Raw genomic sequence first — 22,491 nt, 5'->3', positions numbered from 1 at the left:
CTCCAGAAGCGGCGACGGACGGGCGTCGGGCGTTTGAGGCGGCCGTGTGCCCCCCGCGACCTTCCGGTCACGGGGAGCCGCAGCGTGGGGGACGTCAGTCCCCGCCGCCCTTGCCGCTCGCGTACATGCCGTCGATGAGCTTCATGTACTTCTGGCTGGCGACCTTGCGCTTCACCTTGAGGGTGGGCGTGAGCTCGCCGGACTCCTGGGTGAAGTCCGCCTTCATGACCTCGAACTTCTTGATGGTGGAGTACGGAGGAATCTCCGCGTTCACCTTCTTGAAGATCTCGGCGATGGCCTCGCGGATCTCCGGCCGCTGGGAGTTCTGCTCGTAGCTGCCCACCGCGACGCCCTTGTCCTCCAGCAGCTTGCGCGCCGGCTCCTCCGACACCGTCACCAGCGCGACGAGGTACGGCTGCTTGTCGCCGTACACCATGGCCTGGCTGATGAGCGGGAAGGTCTTGAGCGTGTTCTCGATGTTCTGCGGCGCCACGTTCTTGCCGCCCGCGGTGACGATGATGTCCTTCTTGCGGTCGGTGATGCGCAGGTAGTTGTCGGAGTCCACCTCGCCGATGTCACCGGTGTGGAACCAGCCGTCCGGATCCAGCACCTCGCGGGTGGCCTCCTCGTTCTTGTAGTAGCCCTTCATCACGCAGGGGCCACGCACGAGGATTTCGCCGTCCGCGGCGATCTTGATCTCCGTGCCCGGCACCGGCGGGCCCACGGTACCGATCTTGATCTTCTCCACCCGGTTGGCGTTGCACGGGGCGCTCGTCTCCGTGAGGCCGTAGCCCTCCAGCACCTTGAGGTCGAGCAGGTCGAAGAAGTAGGCGATCTTCCGCGACAGCGGCGCGCCGCCGGAGATGAAGATGCGCATGTTGCCGCCCAGCTTCTCGTCCAGGGTCTTGCGCACCTTGGAGAAGACGAGCTTCTTCGCCAGGGAGAACTGGAGCGAGCTGTACTCGCGGCCCTGGCCCTTGGCCTCGGCGTACTCGTCGAACAGGCCGAAGGCCCACTTGAAGAGCTTGCCCTTCATGCCCGGGGCGGCGGAGCCGTTGGCGACGACGTTGTTGTAGACCTTCTCGAACACGCGCGGCACGGACGGCAGCACCGTGGGGCGCGTCTCCGCCAGGTTCGCCAGCAGCTTGTCCACCGACTCCGCGATGATGAGCCGGAAGCCCATGGACAGCCACGCGGCCTTCACCACCTGGGCGAACACGTGCGCCAGGGGGAGGAACAGCATGACGGAGTCCTCGGGCTTCATCATGCCCATGGCCTGGGTGGCCTTCGCTTCATAGGCCCAGTTGCCGTGGGTGAGGATGACGCCCTTGGGCGCGCCGGTGGTGCCGGACGTGTAGATGAGCAGGTTGGTGTCGTCCGACTTCACCTGCCCCACGCGCTCCGCGAACGCGGCCTCGGTGGCCTGCGGGTGGCCCTTGCCGGAGGCCACCATGTCCGCGAGCGTCATCTCCTTGTCGCCGGAGACGGGACCCTCGAAGACGACGATCTTCTGGAGCGCCGGGATGTCCTTGAGCTTGGAGCGGACGCGCGACAGGCGCCCGGCCTGCTTGGCGTCCTTCTCGTCGGAGTCGACGAGCAGCAGCTTCGTCTCCGAGTGGTTCAGGATGTAGTGACACTCATCCGGCGTGTTGGAGCCATAGATGGGCACCGTGATGGCCTGGGCCGCGCTGATGGCCAGGTCCGCGATGATCCACTGCAGGCTGGTGTTGGCGAAGATGGCCACCCGGTCCCCGGGCTGGACACCCTGGGCGATGAGGCCCGCCGCCTGCGCCTTCACGTCCTCCAGCACCTGCGCGTACGTGACGTCCTGCCAGCGCCCGTCCTTCTTGTGGGTCACGCCCACCTTGGAGGCGTTCTGGGCCCGCTGAACGAGCAACTGGACGAGGTTCTGCTCCTGCGTCCCGCTCGCCGCGGGAGCCGTCGTGACCTGACTCTCTGCCCTCACTTGAGCTCCTCCTGGATGTCGGCATCCACCTTCTTGGCCCACTGCTGCACGCGCTGCCCCTCCGCGGGGTTGTACGCGGTGCTTCCCTGCTTGACCTTCTGAATGGCGGCGTTCGCTTCCTTGGCCTTGCCGTCCTTCAACAGCGTTTCGGCCAGGTAGTAGTGCGCACGCAGCGACTGCGGAAACTTGGCGATGGCCTTCTGGTAGTACTCTGCGGACTTGCCCAGGTCGCGCTTCGGCCAGGGCAGCTCGTAGAAGTAACGCCCCTTCACCAGCCAGGGACCGCCGTACTCGTACGTGGGGTCGAGCTTCAGCGCGGTGTCCAGGCGCTCGTTGAACTTGCCCTCCAGGCCGTCACCCAGCGCCTTCATGATGCCCACGGCCTGGGAGTAGGAACCGATGCCGCAGGCGGCGAAGTAGTAGCCCTCCACGCGCGCGGGCTGGAGCTTCGAGGCCTTGTCCCCGGCCTCCCACGTCTGCTTGCCCAGGACCATCTTGAGCTTCTTCTCCGTGGCGCCGTCCGCCTGCCACTGGAGGACGCGAGCCTTGCGCCACGCCAGGTCGAAGTCGTCCGGCGTGGCCTTCAGCGCGTCCGACAGTTGCGTCTCCAACGCCTTCACGGACTCCGCGTCTCCGCGCTTGGCGTACAACGCGTCGAGTTGGTCGAGCAGCGCGGGATCCGCGGCGTGTGCCGGGACGGCCCAAAGCACCCAAAGGGCAAGCAATTTCAAGCGCATCGAAATGCCTTAGCACGCACGCTTGCCCACCATCAACCCAACGCACTAGACGCGGCGCGGCAAAAAAGAAGACGGGGTCGGCAAGGTGCGAACACCCCGCCAGACCCCGTCACCGGTGCAACAGTTCCTGTCCTGACGCTTCAGGCCGCGTCGGCCGCGGCGGTGTGCTCCTCGTTCTCGTTGAACGCGATGAGGTAGCGCTCCAGGAAGTTCTTCGTCTTCAGCTCCACCTGGCGCACGCGCTCGCGCGACACGCCCCAGCGCTGGCCCAGCTCCTCCAGCGTCAGCGGCTTGTCCTGCGTGAGGCGCTCCTGGAGGATGTCCCAGCCCAGGTCGCCAATGCGCTTGCGCACCTTCTGCAGGGCCTCCTGGATTTCGGTGTCCTGCTCGCGGGAGAGGAACGTCTCCTGCGGGGAGGGACCGCCGTCCTCGATGCGGTCGAGGAAGGTCGTCTCACCCTCCTCGTCGATGGTGGCGTCCAGCGAGAAGTCCACCATGCTGCCGCGCTCCGCCTCGCCGCCGCGCACCTGGCTGCGGTTGTCCTTCAGGTAGCGGGTGATGTAGGCGCGGATCCACCACACGGCATAGGTGGCGAAGCGCACGTTCTTCTTCGGGTCGAAGTGCTCGATGGCCTTCATGAGGCCGACGTTGCCTTCCTGGATGAGGTCGTCCAGGCGGGCCCCGCGGTTGGCGAACTTCTTCGCCACGGCGACCACGAAAGCGAGGTTGGAGCTGGCGAGCGTCTGTCGGGCGCTCTCGTCACCCTTGCGGGCCTGGCGGGCCAGCTCGTACTCCTGTTCACGCGTGAGCTGCTGGTGGCCGCCCAGGTGACGCAGGTAATGCGAAAGGCCCTCTGCCGCGTACTTCGTCGAGTTGGCCATGATTTCCCGTCCTTCCGTTCGTAACTGCCGGACGCGATGAATCCCCCGACGAACCGCGTCCACCTGTCACTAGGACGCGCAACGACGGAAAGGGTTTCTCATTCCTTCCAAGAAGGGCATTTCGCCCGCTTACCCTTGTCAAAAGCCCGTCACGCAGTCGCACTTCCGGGCCTTTGGGAGCGCGCGACGCGGCGGGTGGGACAGCACCTACGTTTCCGGCCACGAAGCTTTCAACGCTTGGGCGCGGGGAAGATTTTCTCGGGGTTGAGCAGGCCTGATGGATCAAAAAAGGCCTTCAGGCGGCGCTGCAGCTCCAGCAGCGCGGGAGCCTGCTCCAGCGCCAGATATTCCCGCTTCGCGTGTCCCACGCCGTGTTCGCCGGTGATGGTGCCGCCCAGCTCCACGGTGAGCACGAGCATGCGGCGCAGCGCCTCATCGACGAGGGGGCGCTGGGCGGGGCCGTCGTAGAGGATGTTGGCGTGCAGGTTGCCGTCTCCCGCGTGGCCATACGTGGCCACGGTGAGCCCCAGCTCCGCGCCCATCTTCTTCAGCCGCTCGATGATTTCGGGAATTTTCGAGCGGGGCACCACGATGTCCTCGGAAATCTTGGCCGGCTTGAGCGCGCGCAGGGCCGGGGAAATCACGCGCCGCGCGGCCCACAGCTTCTCGCGCTGGGACTCGTCCTGGGCCACCAGGGTCTGGGTGGCCCCGTGCTCGTCACAGATGGCCCCCAACAGTTGGAGCTCCGCGAGGACGCCTTCGGGAGTGTTGCCGTCGACCTCGGCGATGAGGGCCGCGCCCGCGCCCGGGGGGAACTGGAAGCTGCCCCGGTTCACGATGGCCTGGACGGCGACCTCGTCGATGAGCTCCAGGCAGCGCGGCAGGATGCCGGCGGCGAGCACCGCGGAGACGCCCCGCGCCGCATCCAACACGGAGGGGAACACCACCAGCGCGGTCATCACCTGGCGAGGCAAGGGAATGAGCTGCACCGTGATTTCGGTGGCCACGCCGAGCGTGCCCTCGGAGCCGACGAACAGGCCCACCAGGTCGTAGCCGGCCACGCCCTTGATGGTGCGCCGGCCCACGCGCAGCACCTCGCCATCCGGCATCACCCACTCCAGGCCGATGACGTAGTCGCGCGTGACGCCGTACTTCAGGGCGCGCGGGCCGCCGGCGTTCTCCGCCACGTTGCCGCCCAGCGTGCAGAACTCCCAGGAGTTCGGATCCGGTGGATAGAAGAGGCCCTGGGCCTCCACCGCCTTCATCAGGTCGCCCGTCACCACGCCGGGCTCCACCACCGCGGTGAGGTCCTCCCTGCAGATGGAGCGGATCCGGTTCATGCGCTCCAGGCTGACGGCCATGCCCCCCTTCAAGGGCAGCGAGCCGCCGCTCTTGCCGCTGCGCGCGCCGCAGGGGGTGAAGGGCACGCCGTGCGCCTGGCACGCCTTGAAGATGGCGGACACCTGCGCGGTGGTCTCCGGCAGGAGGACGGCGTCGGGCCGGTAGACGCCGCTGTCGGACTCGTCGCGCGCGTAGGTGTCGAGCGTGTCCGCGTCGCGCTTCACCTGGCCTTCGGATAGCACGCCCGCCAGGGCCTCCAGCACCTCCGCCACGCGCTCGGGCGCCACCCGCTCGAAGCGTTGGGCGGCGGGGTTCATCTGCCGGCCCCCGTGCGTGCGCCCAGGCGGGCCCACAGCTCGCGGCGCAGGGGGCCGTCCTTGCGCAGGCGTCCTTCATAGGCCTCCGCGTGGGTGACGGCGTCGCGCTGGTGGTCGGCCCTCAGCCGCAGACACGCCTGCTCCGCCTCCAGGATGCAGGCCGTCGCGGGGCTGTCGAGCACGCGGGCAAGCGAACGCGCCACCTGCCGGGCCAGGTCCTCCTGGAGGATGAGCCGGTGCGCGAAGGAGTCCACCAGCGCGCCGATGCGCCCGAAGCCCACCACGCGCGAACCCGGCACGTAGGCCACGTGCGCCCGGCCGGTGAAGGGCAACAGGTGGTGCGGGCACATGGAGTGGAAGCGCAGGTCCGTCACCACCACCAGCTCCCCGGAGGAGTCCGCGGGCGCGGGGTAGGTCTTCCCGAGCACCTCCTCCGGCGTGCGGCCGTAGCCGTCGAGGAAGCCGTTGGCCCACACGTCGGCCACGCGCGTCGGCGTGTCCACCAGGTTCACGTCCTGGAGGTCGAGCCCCGCGGCGGTGAGGAAGTCGCGGACCGCCCGGGCCATGCCAGCGGGATCGGGGCGCGCGACGCGAGGGGCCGGGGCCTTGGCGGCGGGGGCGCGGCGGCGGGGGCGGGAGGGAGGCACGGCGGCGAAACTCCTGGCGCGGGAGGCGTGACGGTGGGACCCGCCCAACCTAACCGATGCGGCCAGGAGGGACGTCCGGAATGAAAACAACGTTCCTTTGTCGTCCTGTTTCGACGTGCGCCGGCGTTGAATCGCCGCACTGCTCCATCGTCCGTGCCAGGGAGCCCCGGGAGACGGATGCATCCTGCCTGCCTTGACACTCCCGGGGGCCGACAGTAAGCCAGCCGGGACCCTCTGATGCTCTCGCGCGCCCACACCCTTGCCCGCCTCACCGCGATGCTGCTCGTCGCGCTCTGGGGTGCCCAGCCGCTGGGTCTGGCGCTGCACGTGGAGCAGCACGCGCACCGGTTCTGTCCGCAGCACCAGACTTTTGAAGAGGACGCGCGGCGCGCGAACCCGGCGCTGTCCCGCTTCACCGAGCGCGCCCCCGTCATCGCTTCCGTCCCGCCCGCGGTGGCGGACGCCACGAGCCTCAACCACGAGACGTGCCCGCTGCTCACGGCCGCCCCGCAGGTGGAGGCGCTCCAGGGCGCGGACGTCGCCGCCGCTTCCGCGTGCGTGGAGGGCCAGCACCCGGCCACCGCGCCGCCCCGCTCGTTCGCGCCGCTCGCCGTCCTCGACATCGCGCCCAAGGCCTCGCCTCCGACGCACGCGTAGTGCCCGCGTGTCGTGTCCGTGAAGCAGGTCATCAGGTCGACGGTCGTCGTGGGGCGTGCATGCGCATGCTCCCCGGTGGACCGGTTCCGAGGAGCAACATCCCGTGTCATCCCTTCCGCGCAGGAATCCCCGCGCCCTCGCCGTCGTGCTCGCCGCGCAGCTGTCCGCGACCGCCGCCTGGGCCCAGCAGCCATCGCCCCCCTCCACCGCGTCACCTCCTCCCGCTGAATCCCCTGCCCCGGCCCAGGACGCGCCCGCCGGCGACGCTCCTCCCGGGGACGCGCCCGGGCTGACCCCGGAGGAGATGGCGGAGCTCCAGAAGGCGCTGGACGCGGACGCGAGCGAGAAGGCGCGTCCGTCCGGTGACACGTCCCCGGCGTCGCCCACCGCGACGAACGACTCCGGCGTGACGCCGCTCAAGCTGCCCAACGCCATCTCCGGTGGCACCAACTTCCTCAACCTGAGCTTCATCCTGGACATGGCCCTGGCGGCCTTCTCCAACAAGGAGCCCCTGCAGGGCGGCGCGCACGACCCGACGCAGAACGGCTTCAACCTCCAGCAACTGGAGCTGTCCATCGGCTCCGTGGTGGACCCGTACTTCCGCTTCGACAGCAACATCGTCTTCAGCCAGTTCGGCGTCGAAATCGAGGAGGCATACGTCACCACGCTGGACCTGCCGGCGAACCTCCAGGTGCGCGCGGGCCAGTTCCTCACCCGCTTCGGCCGGCTCAACTCCACGCACCCGCACGCATGGGACTTCGTGGACCAGCCCTTCGTCATGAGCCGCTACTTCGGCGCGGAGGGCAACCGCGGCCTGGGCGTGGAGGGCTCCTGGCTCACGCCGCTGCCCTGGTACGTGGAGGTCGTGGGCAGCGCCACCGACGCGAAGGGCGAGGCCACCGCGCGCAGCTTCTTCGGTGCGTCCAACGAGCGCGTGCTGTCACCGCTGGACTTCCAGCTCACCGGCGCGCTGAAGCAGTTCTTCGCGCTGTCCGACGACCTGTCGCTCTTGTGGGGCCTGTCCGCCGCCACGGGCCCCAACGCCACGGGCTACCGCAACCACACGAGCATCTACGGCACGGACGTGTATTTGAAGTTCCGGCCCATCACGACGCAGAGCTCCCAGCAGCTGGTGCTCCAGGCGGAGGTGCTCTACCGCCGCCGGCAGGCGCCGGAGGACGTGCTGTCGGACTGGGGTGGCTACGCGCAGACGGTGTGGCGCTTCTCCAACCGCTGGGCCACGGGCGTGCGCTACGAGTTCGGCACGGCCGCGAAGACGCAGGAGGGCCGCGTCGCGAATGATCCGCTGGACCCCGAGTGGATCTCCGACCGGCAGCGCATCAGCGCGTCGCTGACGTACTGGCCCACGGAGTTCTCCCGCCTGCGCCTGCAGGCCGCCACGGACCGCGTGGGCTGGCGCGAGTCGCCGGACTACTCGGCCTTCCTCGCCCTTGAAGTCGTGACTGGCGCCCACGGTGCCCATGCGTTCTGACCTCATCTTCCGGAGCCCTTCCATGCGTTCCCTTCGCCTGTTCGCGGCCCTGTGCGCCGCCGTCGTCAGCCTCACCGCCGTTCCCGCTCGCGCGGACCTGAAGGTCGTCACCACCCTCCCGGACCTGGCCGCGCTGGCCAAGGCCGTGGGCGGGGACAAGGTGGACGTCACCGCGCTCGCGCTGCCCACGCAGGATCCGCACTTCGTGGACGCCAAGCCCAGCCTGACGCTGGCCATCAACCGCGCGGACCTGCTCATCGTGGCGGGCCTGGACCTGGAGATCGGCTGGTTGCCCACGCTGCAGACCGGCGCGCGCAACAACCGCATCCTCACGGGCAACACGGGCTACCTGGACGCGTCGCGGTTCGTGAACCTGCTGGAGGTGCCCACCACGCAGGTGGACCGCAGCCAGGGCGACGTGCACCCCGGCGGCAACCCGCACTACCTCTATGATCCGCGGCAGGCGCTGCGGGTGGCGGGCGCCATCGAAGAGCGCATGTCGCAGCTGGATGCGAAGAACGCCGCCACCTACAAGGCCAACCTCGCGAAGTTCACCCAGGAGCTGAAGGCAGCCCAGGTGGGCTGGGAGAAGCGGCTCGCGGGCCTCAAGGGCGTGCCCGTCATCGCGTTCCACCGCACGACGGCGTACCTGCAGGACTGGCTGGGCTTCAAGACGCTCGCGTACCTGGAGCCCAAGCCGGGCATCCCGCCGAACGCGGCCCACGTGGCGCAGGTCGTGGTGCTGTCCCGGACGAACAAGGTGAAGCTGGTCCTCAAGGAGGACTACTACGCGGACAACAACGCGCAGTTCGTCGCGTCGAAGATCCCCGCCCCGCTCGTCACGCTGCCCGGAGGCACGGACTTCCGCTCGGGCCAGACGTACGTGCAGCGCATGGACCTGATGGTGGGCCGGCTGGAGCAGGGCCTCGCCGGGAAGGGGCAATGACGCCATGAAGCGCTTTCCTTCCAGGGTGTGGATGCTCCCGGTGGCACTGCTGTCCGGGTGCGCGTTCGACGCGGGCGAGGGCTTCGCCGTGCTGGAGCCCTCCGTCGAGGCCGCGTACACGCCGGTGTCCGGCCGCAACGCGGGCGACGGCTACCAGGCGCTCGCCTCCGACTTCCAGCTGCGCATGGACACCGGCGCGGTGAGCCTGGGCAGCATCGACCTGCTGGCCTCCTCCGGTGGGGGCGGCGGCGGCACGACGTTCGACCCCTCCTCGCCGCCGCCGGGCTACTCGCTGTGCCACAACGGGCACTGCCACCGCGATGACGGGGCGCTCGTGGACTACGAGGACATCCAGGCGGAGCTGGGCGGCGGTGGCGGCAGCACCACCGTCACGGTGGCCAACCTCCCCGTGGACGCGGAGCTGGACCTGCTCGCTCCCGCCGCGCGCGACGTCACCTGCGAGCCCGCGTGCGAGCTGGGCAGGACGGCGCTGTCCCGCGGTCGCTGGTCCGTCACCGGTTTGCGCATGACGGGCAGCGTGCGGGACGGCCGCGTCCCCGCGCGCTTCGCGGGCGCCCTGCCCTTCCGCTTCACCGCGACGGCGACGGGCGCGGAGGCCACGCCGGTGGCGGTGCTCAACAGCGACCTGGACGTGCCGTCCGACCGCGAGAACGCGCCGCGCGTGACGCTGGACCTGAAGCTGGAGCTGACGCCGGCCCTCTTCGACGCGGTGGACTGGTCCGCCGCCACCGTGGGCGCCGACGGCGTGGTGGACCTGGACGCGCCCGCGAACGCGGCGGTGCGCGCCGCGCTCCTGGAGCAGGTGGCCGCATTGAGTCCGACCGCGGAGGTGAGCCGTGGCTCACGGTGATCATGAGACGGAGCTGGACCGGGGGCACCGCGCCTCGGTGCCCGTGGAGCCGGGCGAACCGCTGCTCAAGTGCGAGCAACTGGTCATCGGCTATGGCGGCAAGGACATCCTTCCGCCCATGGACCTGGTGGTGCGCCGCCGCCAGTTCGTGGCGGTGGTGGGCCGCAACGGCTCCGGCAAGAGCACCTGGTTCAAGACGCTGCTGGGGCTGATTCCTCCGGTGTCCGGCCGCATCACGCTGGCCGAGCCGAACATCCGCAGCGCGTACGTGCCGCAGATGTCCTCCATCGACTCGCTCCTGCCGGTGCACGCGCGGGAGCTGACCGGCTGGGGACGGCTGTCGGGGTGGAACTTCCTGCGCCCCTTCCCCAGCAAGACGGACCGGCAGAAGGTGGAGGCGGCGCTCGACACGGCGGGCGCGCGCGGCATCGCGAAGCGGCCCTTCCGCGACCTGTCCGGCGGCGAGAAGCAGCGCGCGTTGCTGGCGCGGGTCATCGCCACCGAGGCGGACGTGGTGCTGCTGGACGAGCCCACCGCCGCGATGGATGCCGTGGCGGAGAAGCAGACGATGCTGCGGCTGTGCGCGCTCGCGCACGACCGGGGCCTGGGCGTGGTGGTGGTGAGCCACGACATGTCCGTCGCCGCCGAGCACGCCGACGTCATCCTCTTCGTGGACCGCGAGCACCGCTGCTTCGTCATGGGCGATGCGCGCACCGTGTTCTGCCACCCCGCCTTCCGCCGCCAGTACGGCGACGACTACTGCCACAGCGCGCCCCAGGGACCCCACCGTGGAAACAACCCTGCTTGAGCCCTCGAAGTGGGAACAGTTCCAGGCGGGCTGGGAGCTGTTCCGCGACCCCATCCTCTGCGCGCTCATCGCCGGGTGCGTGCTGGGCTTCCTCAGCGTCTACGTCGTGCTCCGGCGCATGGTGTTCGTCAGCGCGGCGGTGACGAACACCGCGGGCCTGGGCGTGGCGCTGGCCTTCTTCGCGGAGATCCACCTGGGCGTGCACGTGGATCCGCTGGTGGGCGCGGTGGTGCTGTCGGTGGCGGCCACGCTGCTGCTGATGGTGGAGCCCGCCCGGCTGCGGCTGTCCCGGGAGAGCCTGCTGGGGTGCGCGTTCGCCTTCGCGGGCGGCGCGGCCATCCTCGTGGGTGACCGCATCGCGCAGGAGGCGCACGACATCCAGGGCATCCTCTTCGGCACCGCGGTGCTGGTGACGCCGGATCAGCTCCTGGCGGTGGAGGTGGCGGGCGGCGTGCTGATGGTGCTGCACCTGTGGTGGTACCGGGGCATCACCTTCGTGAGCTTCGACCGCATCGGCGCCACCGTGCAGGGGCTGCCCGTGCAGCTCCTGGACACGGTGCTGATGGTGTCCATCGGCGTCATGGTGGGCGTGTGCGCGCGGGCCCTGGGCGCCCTGCCCGTCTTCGCGTTCTCCACGCTGTCGGCCATCGCCGCGCTGGTGCTGGACCTGCGGCTGCCGTGGACGTTCTTCACGGCGACCGTGCTGGGAGGCATCGCGGGCGCGGGCGGCTACCTGGTCGCGTACTTCTACGACTTTCCGGTGGGCGGTTCGCAGACCGTCCTGTCCGGGATGCTGGTGCTGCTGATGATGCTCGTGCGCCTGGTGCAGGTGCCCTTCAAGCGAAGGGTGTGAGCACCCGCTTCCGCCGTCGTCCCTCTTTTTCAGCGGACGGCGGCGGACACCTTCTTGAACTCGGGCGTGCCGGCGCGGCCCAGCATGTCGAACAGGGCCGACTCCACGGTGAGGATGCGGGCGCCCGCGTCGCGGCACAGCTCCAGGCCCACGCGGCGGTCCTCCTCCGCGCGGGACAGCACGGCGTCCGCGAGGAGGCACGGCTCGCGGCCGCTGTCCGCCAGGTCGCGCGCCGTCTGGAAGACGCAGATGTGCGTCTCCATGCCGGTGATGAGCACCTGCTTGCGGTCCCCCAGCACGGCGAGCACGTCCGGCGTGGCGGCGGAGAACTCGATCTTCTCCAGCGGCTTGAACTCCCCCAGGCGCAGCTTGAGCAGCGAGTGCGTGCGGCCCAGCCCCTGCGGGTACTGCTCCGTGACGATGACGGGCAGGCCCAGGGCCCGCGCGCCTTCGACGGCGGCGCCGGTGCGCGCGAGCATGCGGTCCAGGGCGTCGCGGTCCATCGCGGCGCACAGGCGCTCCTGGATGTCGACGACGAGCAGCGCGGCCTGCTCGGGCTTCAGGCGGAATGACGGCATGGGCGGCTCCTTGGAGGATGGCCCCTAGTGACACGAACGCCGCGCCTCCCGTCAAGCGCGGCGGCGTGGGCGCTCAGCGGCCGTGAACGGTCCAGGTGGGTTCCGTACCCTTGGGCCCGCCCCGAGGTGGGGGCGCGGTGTCCACCGGAGCGTCGGGCACCCGCCGGAGCGCGGCGCGGCCCCGGCCTGCCCGATGGGCCGAGAAGCCTCGCGCGCGTTGCAGGCCCGGCAGGTGCGGATCCGCGTCGCGCCACAGGTCCAGCACCACGGCGAAGTCATGAGCCGCCTCGGACATGCACTCGCAGGCGACGTGGGCCTCCGCCACCAGCAGCATGCAGTGGCCGCAGCCAGGCCGCTCCCCTGCCCGCTCCAGCGCCAGCTCCAGGGCCTTCTCCTCGCGGCCGGAGCGCAGGCGCACGCGGGCCAGCGTCTCACGGGGCGGACGGCAGAAGAGCGCCGGGCCCACCGGACGCAGCCGTCGCTCCAGGCGCAGCGCTCGCGTGAGCGTGGCCTCCGCGCGGCCGGAGTCTCCCCGGCGCGCATCCAGAGTGCCTCGCAGCTCCTGCGCGGCGACCTCCACCGTGCGCGCCACGTCGCGGGGGCACAGGGCACGGCCTTCGGAACGCGGCGCCTCCGACAGGGTGAGCACCAGCGCGTCCAGCGTTCCACACGCGCGCTCCACGTCGCCGAGCCGCCCTGTCTCCAGCGCGCAGACGCCTCGCGCGTACAGGCGCACGCCATCGCGCAGTCCGGCCTCCGCGACCGTGGCGCTGTCGCCCAGCTCCATGGGGACCTCCGCCGCCGCGCGGCTGAAGCCGAAGCGCAGGTGCGCGGCGACGAGCGTGGTGGCGGCGAAGAGCACCGCCTGCGGCTGTCCTCCCGAGGCCTCCACGCGCTGACGCAGCTTGCGCGCCCAGGCCTGTGCGCCCCGGTACTGCCCCACCTCCACGCAGGCCTCGCTGAGCAGGCGCAAGGCGGCGTCCGCGCTCGGCGCCACCTCCAGCGGCAGTGACTCCCGCGCGACGTACGCGTCGTCCGCCGTCACCGCGGTCTCCAGGATGCGGTTCGCCTCCGCCGCCCGGCCCATGCGCAGGAGCAGCCGTCCGGCGGCGAGCAGCGCGGGGCTGCCAGCGGGCACGAGCAAGGGAAGCCGCTCCGCGCTCTCCAGCGCCGTCTCCGGCCGGGAACTGGGCAGCCACGCCTGCACCCAGGCCACGTGCACGCCCGCGTGATTCGGGTGCGTGCGCAACAGGTCGCGCAGCAGCATCTGCGCGTACGGCTGCCCCTGCCCGGGACGCCCGTCGGATTCGTAGCCGTCCAGCAGGAAGCCCGCGAGCAGCAGGCGCGGCTCGGGCTCCTGCGGGAAGCGGTCGATGAGGCTCTCCATCTCCCGCACGAAGGCATGCCTGCCGTTGGCGGGGCCCTTGTCCGCGAGGAGGCTGGCCGCGACGACCAGCCGCTGCTCCAGGTCCGTGGCCCCTTCGGCCAGCGTCAGCGCCTTGCGGATGGCCTCCGCGCGGTCCGCGGTGAAGCGCTGCCCCACGCCCCGGGCGAGCGCGAGCCCCCACCACGCCATGGCGAGCGATGGGTCCTGACGCGCGGCCTCCGCGAAGGCGCGCCGGGCCTCCAGCGCCCAGCCCAGGTGCAAGAGGCGCAGGCCCTGATCAAAGTACGCCTGGGCCAGGGGCACCCGCGTCGACACGGGCAGGTGGGCCTCTCCCAGCCCGTCTCGCAGCGGCGGCGTGGGAAGGGCTTCATCCGGCAGGTCCTCCCACGCGAGGTGGGCATGGACGGACGGTGCATCGGCTCGGAACAGACGTGCCAGCATGATGTCCTCCTCACGCTCCGTGCATCGGAGCGACATGGTGTTGCACCGAGGCGTCGGTCGCGCGCACGCGCACGGCCAGCCGCCTCCAGGCGGTGGACAGCTCTTCCGCGGGGATGGGGGACGCCTTGCGCCGCGCCGCCAGGCACTCGCGCCGCCAGGCCAGGCCCACGTCGCGGGCCACCCACGCCTCGTACTCCGCCAGCCAGTCCGCCAGCAGCGCGAGCCCCGCCCGCGCCGCCCTGCGCTCCGGCCCCGTGGCCGCGTCCCGCCGGACGCCCACGTCCTCCACGCGGAAGGCCTTGCCGCGCGCGCCCTCCACCCACCGGGGCACGAAGCCGTCACGCGGCACGAAGATGGCGCCGCCGCACGCCTCGCACAGCGCGCCGAAGCCCCACAGCGTGAGGCGCCCCCCGTCCTGAAGCCTCCCCTGGTACGCGCTCTGCCCCTCCACACCCGGCGGACGCGCCTCGCGCACCAGGCCGTGCCGGAGCAGCACGTTGCCGTCCGGGCAACGCACGTCCTGGCCCAGGCACCACATGGCCACGTCGAACAGACGGTCGCCGTCGCGGCGCACGTCGCAGGGAAGCAGGGAACCCGAACCACCCGAAGAGACCTTGGACATGGGGCGCCTCGGGCCTCGCTAGGAAGCGGCCTTCTTCACGGTGGGACCCACGCGCGCGGGCACGTCGCCGAAGAGCGCCTTCGCGTCCACGGCGCTGCCGCCGCCCTTGCTGATCACCGCGTTGACGGCGCGCACCAGCTTGGCGCGCACGCGCGGAGACAGCGGCTTGTCCTCGCGCGCGGCGTTGAGCTGCTGCTCGCTCAGGCCCCGGCCGCTGCGCGGCTTGCCCAGGCCCACCTCCGCGTACGGCTTCTGCTGCTGCTCCTTGTCACGGCGGCGCGTGGAGCGCTTGCGCTTGAGGACGCGGTCCTCCGCCGTGTGCGCTTCGAGCTGCTGGGAGCGGCGCAGCAACGCCGCGGGGGAGATCTTCTGACTGTCGAGGAACTGCTGGAAGGCACCCATGAGCGGGCTCCTGTGAAAGGGGGGAAGAGAAAGGGGTGGCTACTCGTGGTCGTGGTCGTGCTCGCCGGACTCCTCGATGACGAGCGACACGGAGGAGAGGGTCGACGGGCCGAAGGTCAGCGTGTGCGTGCCCACGGTGAGCGGCACGACGTAGCGGCCCTGGATGTCCGTGCAGAGCGTGGAGCTGGTGGCGCTCTCCTCGAACTCCACCGTCGCGCCGCTGCCGTTGGTGACCTTCACCGGCACCGGGGCGCTGGCGTAGAGGACGTAGTCGGTGGCCTCGGAGACGGCGAAGGACACCGCGCCGCCCTTTCCGCCAGCCACGTCCACCAGCGCGATGTCGTAGCGCTTGTGGTCGTTGCTCACGGCCGGGCCCGCGCCGCTGACGGCGGCGGTGACGTTGACGGCGGGGCCTTCCTGCAGGTGCTCGCAGCCCTCCTCGTCGACGTGGGCCTCCTCTTCGTCGTCGCCACCGCAGCCGGCGGCGAGGAGGGCGGTGGACAGCAGCAGGGCGGACAGAAGCTTCTTCTTCATGACGGTGACTCCAGGGACACGAGGGATGGACTGCGGGAACTCCAGCCACCCGGCCCCCACGCGCACCGCTCCCGGAATGGGAGGGACCGCGAAGGGACAGGCAGGACTGGAAGGAGGGACCGCGGCACGAAGCGCGCGCCTGTGCATGGCCCGGAGCGTTCCGTGCGCGTGCGGCGGATCCGTTCAGTTCAGCGAACGGGAACGCGCACGCCCCGGACTCCGGTGGCCACGACGCATCCCATGTCCAGGACGCACCTGGGGCTCAAGGGACGGCGGGCTTCGACGGCGGAGATCAGACGCGTGGCGGCGACAACTTGGGCGCGAGCCTCAACAGCGCGACGGGGGCCGCGTGGAAGCGGAACACCGCCAGCGCCGGGCTGGAGCGCGTGGAGACCGCGGCCACGACGGGCGCGGACTCGGCCGGAGGCGGGGCCTCGCGGCGCAAGAAGGCGTGGTGGCAGTGGGCCTCCGCGCCGTGGGGCGTGGCCTTCGATGCCGGCGCCTTCGCGACGCGCGCATCGTCGAAGGAGAGCGCCTCCTCCAACGGCCCGTCGTGCGAGGCCTCGCTCACGTGCATCACGTCCCCGTGCTCCAGGCACGTGGTGTGCTGCACGAGCGCGAAGTGGAGCACGCTGCCCACATACACCAGCACGCACACGAGCACCCACGGCAGCGCCAGCAGGCGCGGCAGGGGGTGACGGATGCTGAGCTGGGGTCGGAGGCGGCTCACGTCCACTCGGTCTCGAAAAGCAACTGAGTTGTTTTAAGCGACCTGACCGCCCCGGTGCAAGCCGGGAACGGAGCGGACCCGGGCCGGAGGGCGAGTGGGCGGGCCTCCGGGAACAGCGGCCGGGGTCGCGGGTTGTGGACCCACGAGCCCCTGGGGTCGTAGGTTCCGCGCGTGCACGAGCTCATGGATGTCCTGCGCAGGCAGGCACACTATTTCGGACCGGAGCTGGCGAAGACCGCCTATCAGCGCGGCCTCGCGGTGACGAAGCCGGATGGCAGCACCCAGCCCATCCCCATCACCGCCACGCCCGTCATCCTGGACGCGGAGGAGATCAAACGCCGCGCGCTGCTGTCCGCGAAGCTGGCCTCCGCAACGATGAAGATGGCGCGCGCCATGCTGGGCGGCCCGGACGCCGAGGTCCTGCTGGGCGCGCTGTCGCCGCTGGAGCGCCGCCTGGCGCAAGCCACCTGGGAGGCGAGCCGCAAGCTCGTCACCACGCGCGTGGACTACTTCGTGTCCGGAAGTCAGCCCTGGGCGCTGGAGGTCAACGCCACCATCCCGGCCATGCAGGGGTATTCGGACATCGCGGCGCGCACCTTCATCGAAGTGGTGGCGCGGCACGTGCGCTACCCGGAGAAGGCGCTCGCGTCGCTGCTCACCCTCAACGGCAACAACGCGCTGGCGCTCTACCGCGCGCTGCTGGACGGCTACGCGGCCGAGCGCGACGGGAAGATGCCGGACACGGTGGCGCTCTTGTGCCGCAAGAACGACGCGCAGGTGACGGAGCTGCGCTGGCTGTGCGAGCGCTTCCGCGAGTTCGGCGCGGACGCGGACATCGTGCACCCGGAGGACGTGTCCGGAGACGACGCGTTCACGGTGAACGGCAAGAAGTACGACCTGGTCTACCGCCACCTCTTCGTGCGCCGGCTGGAGCAGAACCCCGCGCCCTGGGTGGAGGACTTCCTGGGCGTCGTTCCCGGCAAGAAGGCCGTGTTCCTCAACCCGCCCGCCTCCCAGGTGGAGGTGAAGACGACGTTCGCGCTGCTGTCGCAGGCGGTGACGGACGCGGCGCTCGCCGAACGCGCGGGCCTCACGCCCGAGGAGCTGGAGGCGGTGCGCGCGGCGGTGCCGTGGACGCGTCCCTTCCGCCACGGGCCCGGCGTGGGCCCCGACGGCGCGATGGTGGACGACATCGTGGCGCGTGTGGCCCAGGAGCCCGCGCGCTTCGTGCTCAAGCGCGCGTGGGACTACGGCGGCAAGGCCGTCTTCCTGGGCCGCTCCGTGGGCACCGTACCCTATGAGGAGCGCGTGAAGGGCGCCTACGGTGAATCCCAGACGTGGGCCCAGTTGTGCGAGCGCGCCGCCACGGACATCCAGGGCGGCGGCTTCGTGGTGCAGGAGGTGGTGGACACGCAGCCGGAGGACCACCTGCTCTGCGGCCAGAACAGCGTGCTGCCGACCTCGTTCTTCGTCGACTACTCGGCATATGCCTCCGTGGGGCTCGCGAAGCAGCCCGCGTGGGGCGGGGTATGCCGTGGGTCCATGTCGGAGATCGTCAACATCGTGGGCGGAGGGGGCGTGCTGCCGCTCATCACCACAGAAGTTGCTTCAAAGCTTTTGCTGGCGTGGAAGGCCCTTTAAGGCGTCCTCCAAGGGTCCTCGTTAGACAGTGGCCGGGGCAAAGCGGTACCCGGCCCGAAAGGAAACGGAACACATGGCGTGGGAATCATCAGGTGGTTGGCAGGGCGGGCAGGCAGCCGGGGTGGACGACGTCCTGGTGCAGGAGTCGCAGCGCGCGTTCATGTCGCGCGTGCATGGCTGGATGTTCGCGGGTCTGGCGCTCACCGGCGTGATGGCGATGGTGACGCTGGCCAATGAGACGCTGCTGCGCATGGCGGTGCAGAACCGCATGATGCTGTTCCTGGTGCAGCTGGGCGTGGTGTTCGGCCTGTCCATCCTGGCGCCCAGGCTGTCCGGCCCGGTGGCCGCGGTCATGTTCGCGGGCTACGCGGCGCTCACCGGCGTGACGCTGTCGGTCATCTTCCTTATCTACACGGCCAGCTCCATTGGCCAGGTGTTCTTCATCACCGCCGCGACCTACGGCGCGATGGCCGTCTACGGCACCGTCACGAAGAAGGACCTGAGCAGCTGGGGCACGTTCCTCTTCATGGGGCTCATCGGCATCCTCATCGCCGGCGTGGTGAACCTCTTCATCCAGAGCAGCGCCGTGTCGTTCGTGATGGCCTGCGCGGGCGTGCTCGTGTTCGCGGGCCTCACCGCGTACGACGTCCAGAAGCTGCGCGAGTTCCACGCGGGCGCGGGCTTCAAGAGCCTGACCGCGGTGAGCATCGTGGGCGCGCTCACGCTCTACCTGGACTTCATCAACCTGTTCCTGTCGCTGCTGCGGCTGCTGGGCAACCGCCGCGACTAGTTCCAGGCGTTAGGCTTCAACGCTGTACCCCGAGGGCGGGGCGCGAGGCGGGCAACCGCCTTCAGCGCTCCGCCTTCTTGTTGAAGGGCATCAGCAGGCGCTCCACGGGGCGGCCCTGCACCAGGTGCTCCTCCACGATGGTGGGCACGTCCTCCACCTTCACGCCGCCGTACCAGGTGCCTTCCGGGTAGACGACCACGGAGACGCCAAACGCGCACGTGTCCACGCAGCCGGCCGCGTTGGCGCGCATGCTGCGCTTGAGCCCGCGCTTGTCGAGCTCCTCCTTGAAGGCGGCCCGCACCTCCTCCCCTCCCTTGGTGGCGCAGCACCCCTTGGGGTGTCCGTCCGGGCGGCGGTTGGTGCAGACGAAGACGTGGCGTTCGAAGGGAGGCGGCATGGTTCGCCTCCTAACGCGGGCGAGCGTCGAAATCGATGCCGCCGTTCAGCAGGCGACCGTCCAGGCCCGCCCCAACCGGCCCGTTTGTCGCGTAGGCCCGGGAGCGCTCCTACGCTCGGCACACGGACTGACAGCAAACATCCGCGAGTGATCACAAGCGGTTGGAGCGCCCTCCTCCCAACGTCCGCCGATTTCGCATGGTCATGACGATACATTGCCAGCCAGGGCTGCCATTGCCACCGGGCGAAGGGTTATTAGATCAGCCTTGGGTGGAGATCAGAGCGTCTCGAAATGTCCACCAAATGAAGTGTGTAAGCAGGGCTCTGACACTAGATATGGGGGCGCAGGTGATGTTGACGGGCCCCACCAGCGATCATATGGATCCGCCCGCCCGGCGGGTGGGCAGTCAGGCCCGGGCCCGGATTCCAGTGGTGTGTCCGCTGGCTTCTGCCCGTCCCGGACCATCCCAACGCTGCCGTCCCTGTGCCTGGAAGTGATCAACGGATCCCTTGGGATCTCGCGGCGTTGGCTATTTTGCAAATTTTGCATCAGCACTCTCAGTGAATCTGGAGGTGGGCGTCATGGAGAAGGAACTGAGTGGAAAGCCGGTGGTGGGGGGCAGGGAGCCGCGGCGAGGAGGCCGTGCGAAGGGCAAGGCGGCGACGGCCTCCACGGGGCTGACCGTGGAGCGCTTCTTCACGACGCCCGGCGTGGATCCGGCGGACGAGCTGGCGTGGGAGTACCGCAGCGCGTCCATCAAGGGCGAGGACGGCAAGGTCGTCTTCGACCAGAAGGACATCGAGGTCCCCAAGTCCTGGTCGATGCTGGCGACGAACGTCGTGGCGTCGAAGTACTTCCGGGGCACGCCCGGCACGCCGGAGCGTGAGACGAGCGTACGCAAGCTGGTGGCGCGCGTGGTGGACACCCTCACCCGCTGGGGTGAGGAGGGGCACTACTTCGCGTCGGCGGTGGACCGCGAGGCGTTCCACGCGGAGCTGACGCACCTGCTGCTGCGCCAGAAGGCGGCGTTCAACTCTCCCGTCTGGTTCAACGTGGGCGTGGAGGAGCACCCGCAGTGCTCGGCGTGCTTCATCAACAGCGTGGACGACAACATGGAGTCCATCCTGGGGCTGGCGCGCACGGAGGGCATGCTCTTCAAGTACGGCAGCGGCACGGGCTCCAACCTGTCCAGCATCCGCGGCAGCAAGGAGCTGCTGGCGGGCGGCGGCACCGCGTCCGGCCCGGTGTCGTTCATGCGCGGCTTCGACGCGTTCGCGGGCGTCATCAAGAGCGGCGGCAAGACGCGGCGCGCGGCGAAGATGGTCATCCTCAACGCCGACCATCCGGACGTCCTCGAGTTCATCCGCTGCAAGTCGAACGAGGAGAAGAAGGCCTGGGCGCTGATTGAGGCGGGCTACGACCCGTCCTTCAACGGCGAGGCCTACGGGTCGGTGTTCTTCCAGAACTCCAACAACTCCGTGCGCGTCACCGACGACTTCATGAAGGCGGTGGTGAACGACGGCCCCTGGCAGACGCGCGCGGTGCGCGATGGCCAGGTGATGGAGACGTACAAGGCCCGCGAGCTGTTCCGCGAGATCGCCGAGGCGGCGCACCTGTGCGGCGACCCGGGCCTCCAGTACGACACCACGGTGAACGCGTGGCACACGTGCTCCGGCACGGCGCGCATCAACGCGTCCAACCCCTGCTCCGAGTACATGTTCCTGGATGACTCGGCCTGCAACCTGGCGTCGCTGAACCTGATGCACTTCCGCACGCTGGAGGGTGGCTTCGACGTGGCCGCCTTCAAGCACGCGGTGTCGGTGGTGCTGCTGGCGCAGGAGATCATCGTCGGCTTCAGCCGCTACCCCACCGAGCGCATTGCGAAGAACAGCCACGACTACCGCCCGCTGGGCCTGGGCTACGCGAACCTGGGCGCGCTGCTGATGGCGTCCGGCCTGCCGTACGACTCCCCCGCCGGCCGCAACCTGGCGGGCGCCATCACGTCGCTCATGTGCGGCGAGGCGTACGCCACGAGCGCGCGCATCGCGGAGAAGCAGGGCGCGTTCGCGGGCTACGGCAACAACGCGGAGCCCATGCTCGGCGTCATCCGCAAGCACCGCAAGGCGGCGTACCAGTTGCCGGCGGACGGCGTGAGCGCGGAGCTGCACCAGGCGCAGAAGGAGGCCTGGGACGACGCGCTCGCCAAGGGCATGGAGCACGGCTACCGCAACAGCCAGGTGACGGTGCTGGCGCCCACGGGGACCATCGGCTTCATGATGGACTGCGACACCACGGGCATCGAGCCGGACATCGCGCTCATCAAGTACAAGAAGCTGGTGGGCGGCGGCATGCTGAAGATCGTCAACCAGACGGTCCCGCTGGCGCTGGAGAAGCTGGGCTACCCGCAGACGCAGGCGCAGGACATCATCGCGTACCTGGACAAGCACGACACCATCGAGGGCGCTCCGCACCTGAAGCCGGAGCACCTGCCGGTGTTCGACTGCGCGTTCAAGCCGTCCAAGGGCCAGCGCAGCATCCACTGGATGGGCCACATCGAGATGATGGCCGCGGCGCAGCCGTTCCTCTCGGGCGCCATCTCCAAGACGGTGAACCTGCCCAATGACGCCACGGTGGAGGACATCGAGAAGGCGTACATCGAGGCGTGGCGCAGCGGCCTGAAGGCGGTCGCCGTCTACCGTGACGGCTGCAAGCGCACGCAGCCGCTCAACACGTCGCAGGACAAGGCCCCGGAGGCGAAGCGCGCGGTGGCCGAGCCCACCCCGGCGGTGATGCCCGAGCCCAAGGCGCTGCGCCGCCGGCTGCCGGACGAGCGGCAGTCCATCACGCACAAGTTCTCCATCGGTGGCCACGAGGGCTACCTGACGGTGGGCATGTACGAGGACGGCAAGCCGGGTGAGCTCTTCGTCGTCATGGCGAAGGAGGGCTCGGTGGTGAGCGGCCTGATGGACAGCTTCGCCACCAGCGTGTCGCTGGCGCTCCAGTACGGCGTGCCGCTCCAGGTGCTGGCGGACAAGTTCTGCCACACCCGCTACGAGCCGAGCGGCTTCACGGGCAACCCGGCCATCCCCATCGCCAAGTCCATCACGGACTACATCTTCCGGTGGCTGTCGCTGAAGTTCCTGCCCACGGAGCCCTGCGCGGACGACGCGGAGGTGACGCCGGTGGAGGAGGCCCGTCCGGAGCCGGTGACGCAGGCGGCGGTGCCAGCCCAGGCGACGCTGCAGCTGTCCGCGATGAACTCGCGCAGCACGTACCTGAACCAGGCGGACGCCCCGCCGTGCCACCAGTGCGGCGCCATCACCGTGCGCAGCGGCGCCTGCTACAAGTGCGCGAACTGCGGCACGACCAGCGGCTGCAGCTGAAGCCCGCCTCGGTCGTGACGTGAAGTGAAGAAGGGCTCCGGCGCGCTCAAGCTCCGGGGCCCTTCGTGTT

Annotated in this window: 21 protein-coding genes; 9 read left to right on the top strand and 12 right to left on the bottom strand. The window is 69.9% G+C overall.

Annotated elements, in window-relative coordinates; genetic code table 11:
• Window positions 1-94: 94 nt before the first annotated feature.
• The 5 genes from JYK02_RS30635 to folE all read right to left on the bottom strand — a co-directional run bounded on the left by JYK02_RS30635 (window position 95) and on the right by folE (window position 5,889).
• Complete coding sequence (locus JYK02_RS30635; RefSeq protein ID WP_207056281.1) at window positions 95-1,966, bottom strand: AMP-binding protein; 1,872 nt, start codon at window positions 1,964-1,966, stop codon at window positions 95-97.
• Entirely contained in the window at window positions 1,963-2,676 is a 714-nt protein-coding gene (locus tag JYK02_RS30630; RefSeq protein ID WP_347402624.1) for a tetratricopeptide repeat protein, read from the bottom strand. The genes JYK02_RS30635 and JYK02_RS30630 overlap by 4 nt, the downstream gene beginning before the upstream one ends.
• A gap of 167 nt (window positions 2,677-2,843) precedes the next feature.
• The gene (locus tag JYK02_RS30625; RefSeq protein WP_207056279.1) at window positions 2,844-3,584 is read right to left on the bottom strand and encodes a sigma-70 family RNA polymerase sigma factor; all 741 of its coding nucleotides are present in this window, start codon (window positions 3,582-3,584) and stop codon (window positions 2,844-2,846) included.
• 230 nt (window positions 3,585-3,814) lie between these two features.
• Complete coding sequence (locus JYK02_RS30620) at window positions 3,815-5,242, bottom strand: FAD-binding oxidoreductase (RefSeq protein WP_207056278.1); 1,428 nt, start codon at window positions 5,240-5,242, stop codon at window positions 3,815-3,817.
• Window positions 5,239-5,889, bottom strand: a complete 651-nt coding sequence (gene folE, locus JYK02_RS30615) for a GTP cyclohydrolase I (protein WP_347402623.1) — start codon at window positions 5,887-5,889, stop codon at window positions 5,239-5,241. The genes JYK02_RS30620 and folE overlap by 4 nt, the downstream gene beginning before the upstream one ends.
• A 237-nt stretch (window positions 5,890-6,126) precedes the next feature.
• On the opposite strand from folE, the gene JYK02_RS30610 reads away from it, so the two are divergent.
• From JYK02_RS30610 to JYK02_RS30585, 6 genes are all read left to right on the top strand, one after another.
• The gene (locus tag JYK02_RS30610) at window positions 6,127-6,546 is read left to right on the top strand and encodes a hypothetical protein (RefSeq protein ID WP_207056277.1); all 420 of its coding nucleotides are present in this window, start codon (window positions 6,127-6,129) and stop codon (window positions 6,544-6,546) included.
• A gap of 103 nt (window positions 6,547-6,649) precedes the next feature.
• On the top strand, window positions 6,650-8,038 hold the full coding sequence (locus JYK02_RS30605; protein ID WP_207056276.1) for a zinc-regulated TonB-dependent outer membrane receptor: 1,389 nt from the start codon (window positions 6,650-6,652) through the stop codon (window positions 8,036-8,038).
• Between the two features lie 22 nt (window positions 8,039-8,060).
• On the top strand, window positions 8,061-8,984 hold the full coding sequence (locus tag JYK02_RS30600; protein ID WP_207056274.1) for a metal ABC transporter substrate-binding protein: 924 nt from the start codon (window positions 8,061-8,063) through the stop codon (window positions 8,982-8,984).
• Window positions 8,985-8,988: 4 nt separating this feature from the next.
• Window positions 8,989-9,855: a hypothetical protein gene (locus JYK02_RS30595; RefSeq protein ID WP_207056271.1), complete on the top strand. Its 867-nt coding sequence runs from the start codon at window positions 8,989-8,991 to the stop codon at window positions 9,853-9,855.
• Window positions 9,856-9,898: 43 nt separating this feature from the next.
• Entirely contained in the window at window positions 9,899-10,663 is a 765-nt protein-coding gene (locus tag JYK02_RS30590; RefSeq protein ID WP_207056364.1) for an ATP-binding cassette domain-containing protein, read from the top strand.
• Entirely contained in the window at window positions 10,644-11,516 is an 873-nt protein-coding gene (locus JYK02_RS30585; protein ID WP_207056269.1) for a metal ABC transporter permease, read from the top strand. Before JYK02_RS30590 ends, JYK02_RS30585 begins: the two co-directional genes overlap by 20 nt.
• Before the next feature lie 29 nt (window positions 11,517-11,545).
• Here the strand turns inward: JYK02_RS30585 and JYK02_RS30580 are convergent, their stop codons facing one another.
• The 6 genes from JYK02_RS30580 to JYK02_RS30555 form a co-directional block, all read right to left on the bottom strand.
• Complete coding sequence (locus JYK02_RS30580) at window positions 11,546-12,094, bottom strand: isochorismatase family protein (protein ID WP_207056267.1); 549 nt, start codon at window positions 12,092-12,094, stop codon at window positions 11,546-11,548.
• 73 nt (window positions 12,095-12,167) lie between these two features.
• The gene (locus tag JYK02_RS30575; protein WP_207056265.1) at window positions 12,168-13,922 is read right to left on the bottom strand and encodes a hypothetical protein; all 1,755 of its coding nucleotides are present in this window, start codon (window positions 13,920-13,922) and stop codon (window positions 12,168-12,170) included.
• A gap of 10 nt (window positions 13,923-13,932) precedes the next feature.
• A complete protein-coding gene (locus tag JYK02_RS30570) occupies window positions 13,933-14,544 on the bottom strand; it encodes a hypothetical protein (RefSeq protein ID WP_207056264.1) in 612 nt (203 codons plus the stop codon).
• Between the two features lie 18 nt (window positions 14,545-14,562).
• Window positions 14,563-14,946, bottom strand: a complete 384-nt coding sequence (locus JYK02_RS30565) for a hypothetical protein (protein WP_207056262.1) — start codon at window positions 14,944-14,946, stop codon at window positions 14,563-14,565.
• Between the two features lie 39 nt (window positions 14,947-14,985).
• A complete protein-coding gene (locus JYK02_RS30560; RefSeq protein WP_207056261.1) occupies window positions 14,986-15,480 on the bottom strand; it encodes a hypothetical protein in 495 nt (164 codons plus the stop codon).
• A 292-nt stretch (window positions 15,481-15,772) separates the two neighbouring features.
• Complete coding sequence (locus JYK02_RS30555; RefSeq protein ID WP_347402622.1) at window positions 15,773-16,210, bottom strand: hypothetical protein; 438 nt, start codon at window positions 16,208-16,210, stop codon at window positions 15,773-15,775.
• 183 nt (window positions 16,211-16,393) lie between these two features.
• Here JYK02_RS30555 and JYK02_RS30550 point away from each other — a divergent pair, with 183 nt between their 5' ends.
• Window positions 16,394-17,851, top strand: coding sequence for a hypothetical protein (locus JYK02_RS30550; protein ID WP_242589396.1), 1,458 nt, complete (start codon window positions 16,394-16,396; stop codon window positions 17,849-17,851).
• Window positions 17,852-17,924: 73 nt separating this feature from the next.
• Window positions 17,925-18,641 carry a Bax inhibitor-1/YccA family protein gene (locus JYK02_RS30545; protein ID WP_207056259.1) on the top strand — a complete coding sequence of 239 codons (717 nt, stop codon included), beginning with the start codon at window positions 17,925-17,927 and terminating at the stop codon, window positions 18,639-18,641.
• Between the two features lie 61 nt (window positions 18,642-18,702).
• On the opposite strand, the gene JYK02_RS30540 is transcribed toward JYK02_RS30545, so the two are convergent.
• Window positions 18,703-19,038, bottom strand: a complete 336-nt coding sequence (locus tag JYK02_RS30540) for a (2Fe-2S) ferredoxin domain-containing protein (RefSeq protein WP_120530529.1) — start codon at window positions 19,036-19,038, stop codon at window positions 18,703-18,705.
• A 581-nt stretch (window positions 19,039-19,619) separates the two neighbouring features.
• On the opposite strand from JYK02_RS30540, the gene JYK02_RS30535 reads away from it, so the two are divergent.
• Entirely contained in the window at window positions 19,620-22,421 is a 2,802-nt protein-coding gene (locus tag JYK02_RS30535) for a vitamin B12-dependent ribonucleotide reductase (protein ID WP_207056258.1), read from the top strand.
• Window positions 22,422-22,491 lie beyond the last annotated feature (70 nt).

Source organism: Corallococcus macrosporus (genome assembly GCF_017302985.1).
Lineage (GTDB): Bacteria > Myxococcota > Myxococcia > Myxococcales > Myxococcaceae > Corallococcus > Corallococcus macrosporus_A.
Note: the sequence above shows the minus strand (reverse complement) of the source record. Positions and strands in the feature narration are given on the sequence as shown.

Coding starts and splice junctions, on each gene's coding strand:
- JYK02_RS30625 (WP_207056279.1), bottom strand. CDS start 3,584: ATGGCCAACTCGACGAAGTACGCGGCAGAGGGCCTTTCGCATTACCTG.
- JYK02_RS30620 (WP_207056278.1), bottom strand. CDS start 5,242: ATGAACCCCGCCGCCCAACGCTTCGAGCGGGTGGCGCCCGAGCGCGTG.
- JYK02_RS30610 (WP_207056277.1), top strand. CDS start 6,127: ATGCTCTCGCGCGCCCACACCCTTGCCCGCCTCACCGCGATGCTGCTC.
- JYK02_RS30600 (WP_207056274.1), top strand. CDS start 8,061: ATGCGTTCCCTTCGCCTGTTCGCGGCCCTGTGCGCCGCCGTCGTCAGC.
- JYK02_RS30595 (WP_207056271.1), top strand. CDS start 8,989: ATGAAGCGCTTTCCTTCCAGGGTGTGGATGCTCCCGGTGGCACTGCTG.
- JYK02_RS30580 (WP_207056267.1), bottom strand. CDS start 12,094: ATGCCGTCATTCCGCCTGAAGCCCGAGCAGGCCGCGCTGCTCGTCGTC.
- JYK02_RS30575 (WP_207056265.1), bottom strand. CDS start 13,922: ATGCTGGCACGTCTGTTCCGAGCCGATGCACCGTCCGTCCATGCCCAC.
- JYK02_RS30570 (WP_207056264.1), bottom strand. CDS start 14,544: ATGTCCAAGGTCTCTTCGGGTGGTTCGGGTTCCCTGCTTCCCTGCGAC.
- JYK02_RS30565 (WP_207056262.1), bottom strand. CDS start 14,946: ATGGGTGCCTTCCAGCAGTTCCTCGACAGTCAGAAGATCTCCCCCGCG.
- JYK02_RS30560 (WP_207056261.1), bottom strand. CDS start 15,480: ATGAAGAAGAAGCTTCTGTCCGCCCTGCTGCTGTCCACCGCCCTCCTC.
- JYK02_RS30550 (WP_242589396.1), top strand. CDS start 16,394: ATGGATGTCCTGCGCAGGCAGGCACACTATTTCGGACCGGAGCTGGCG.
- JYK02_RS30545 (WP_207056259.1), top strand. CDS start 17,925: ATGGCGTGGGAATCATCAGGTGGTTGGCAGGGCGGGCAGGCAGCCGGG.
- JYK02_RS30540 (WP_120530529.1), bottom strand. CDS start 19,038: ATGCCGCCTCCCTTCGAACGCCACGTCTTCGTCTGCACCAACCGCCGC.
- JYK02_RS30535 (WP_207056258.1), top strand. CDS start 19,620: ATGGAGAAGGAACTGAGTGGAAAGCCGGTGGTGGGGGGCAGGGAGCCG.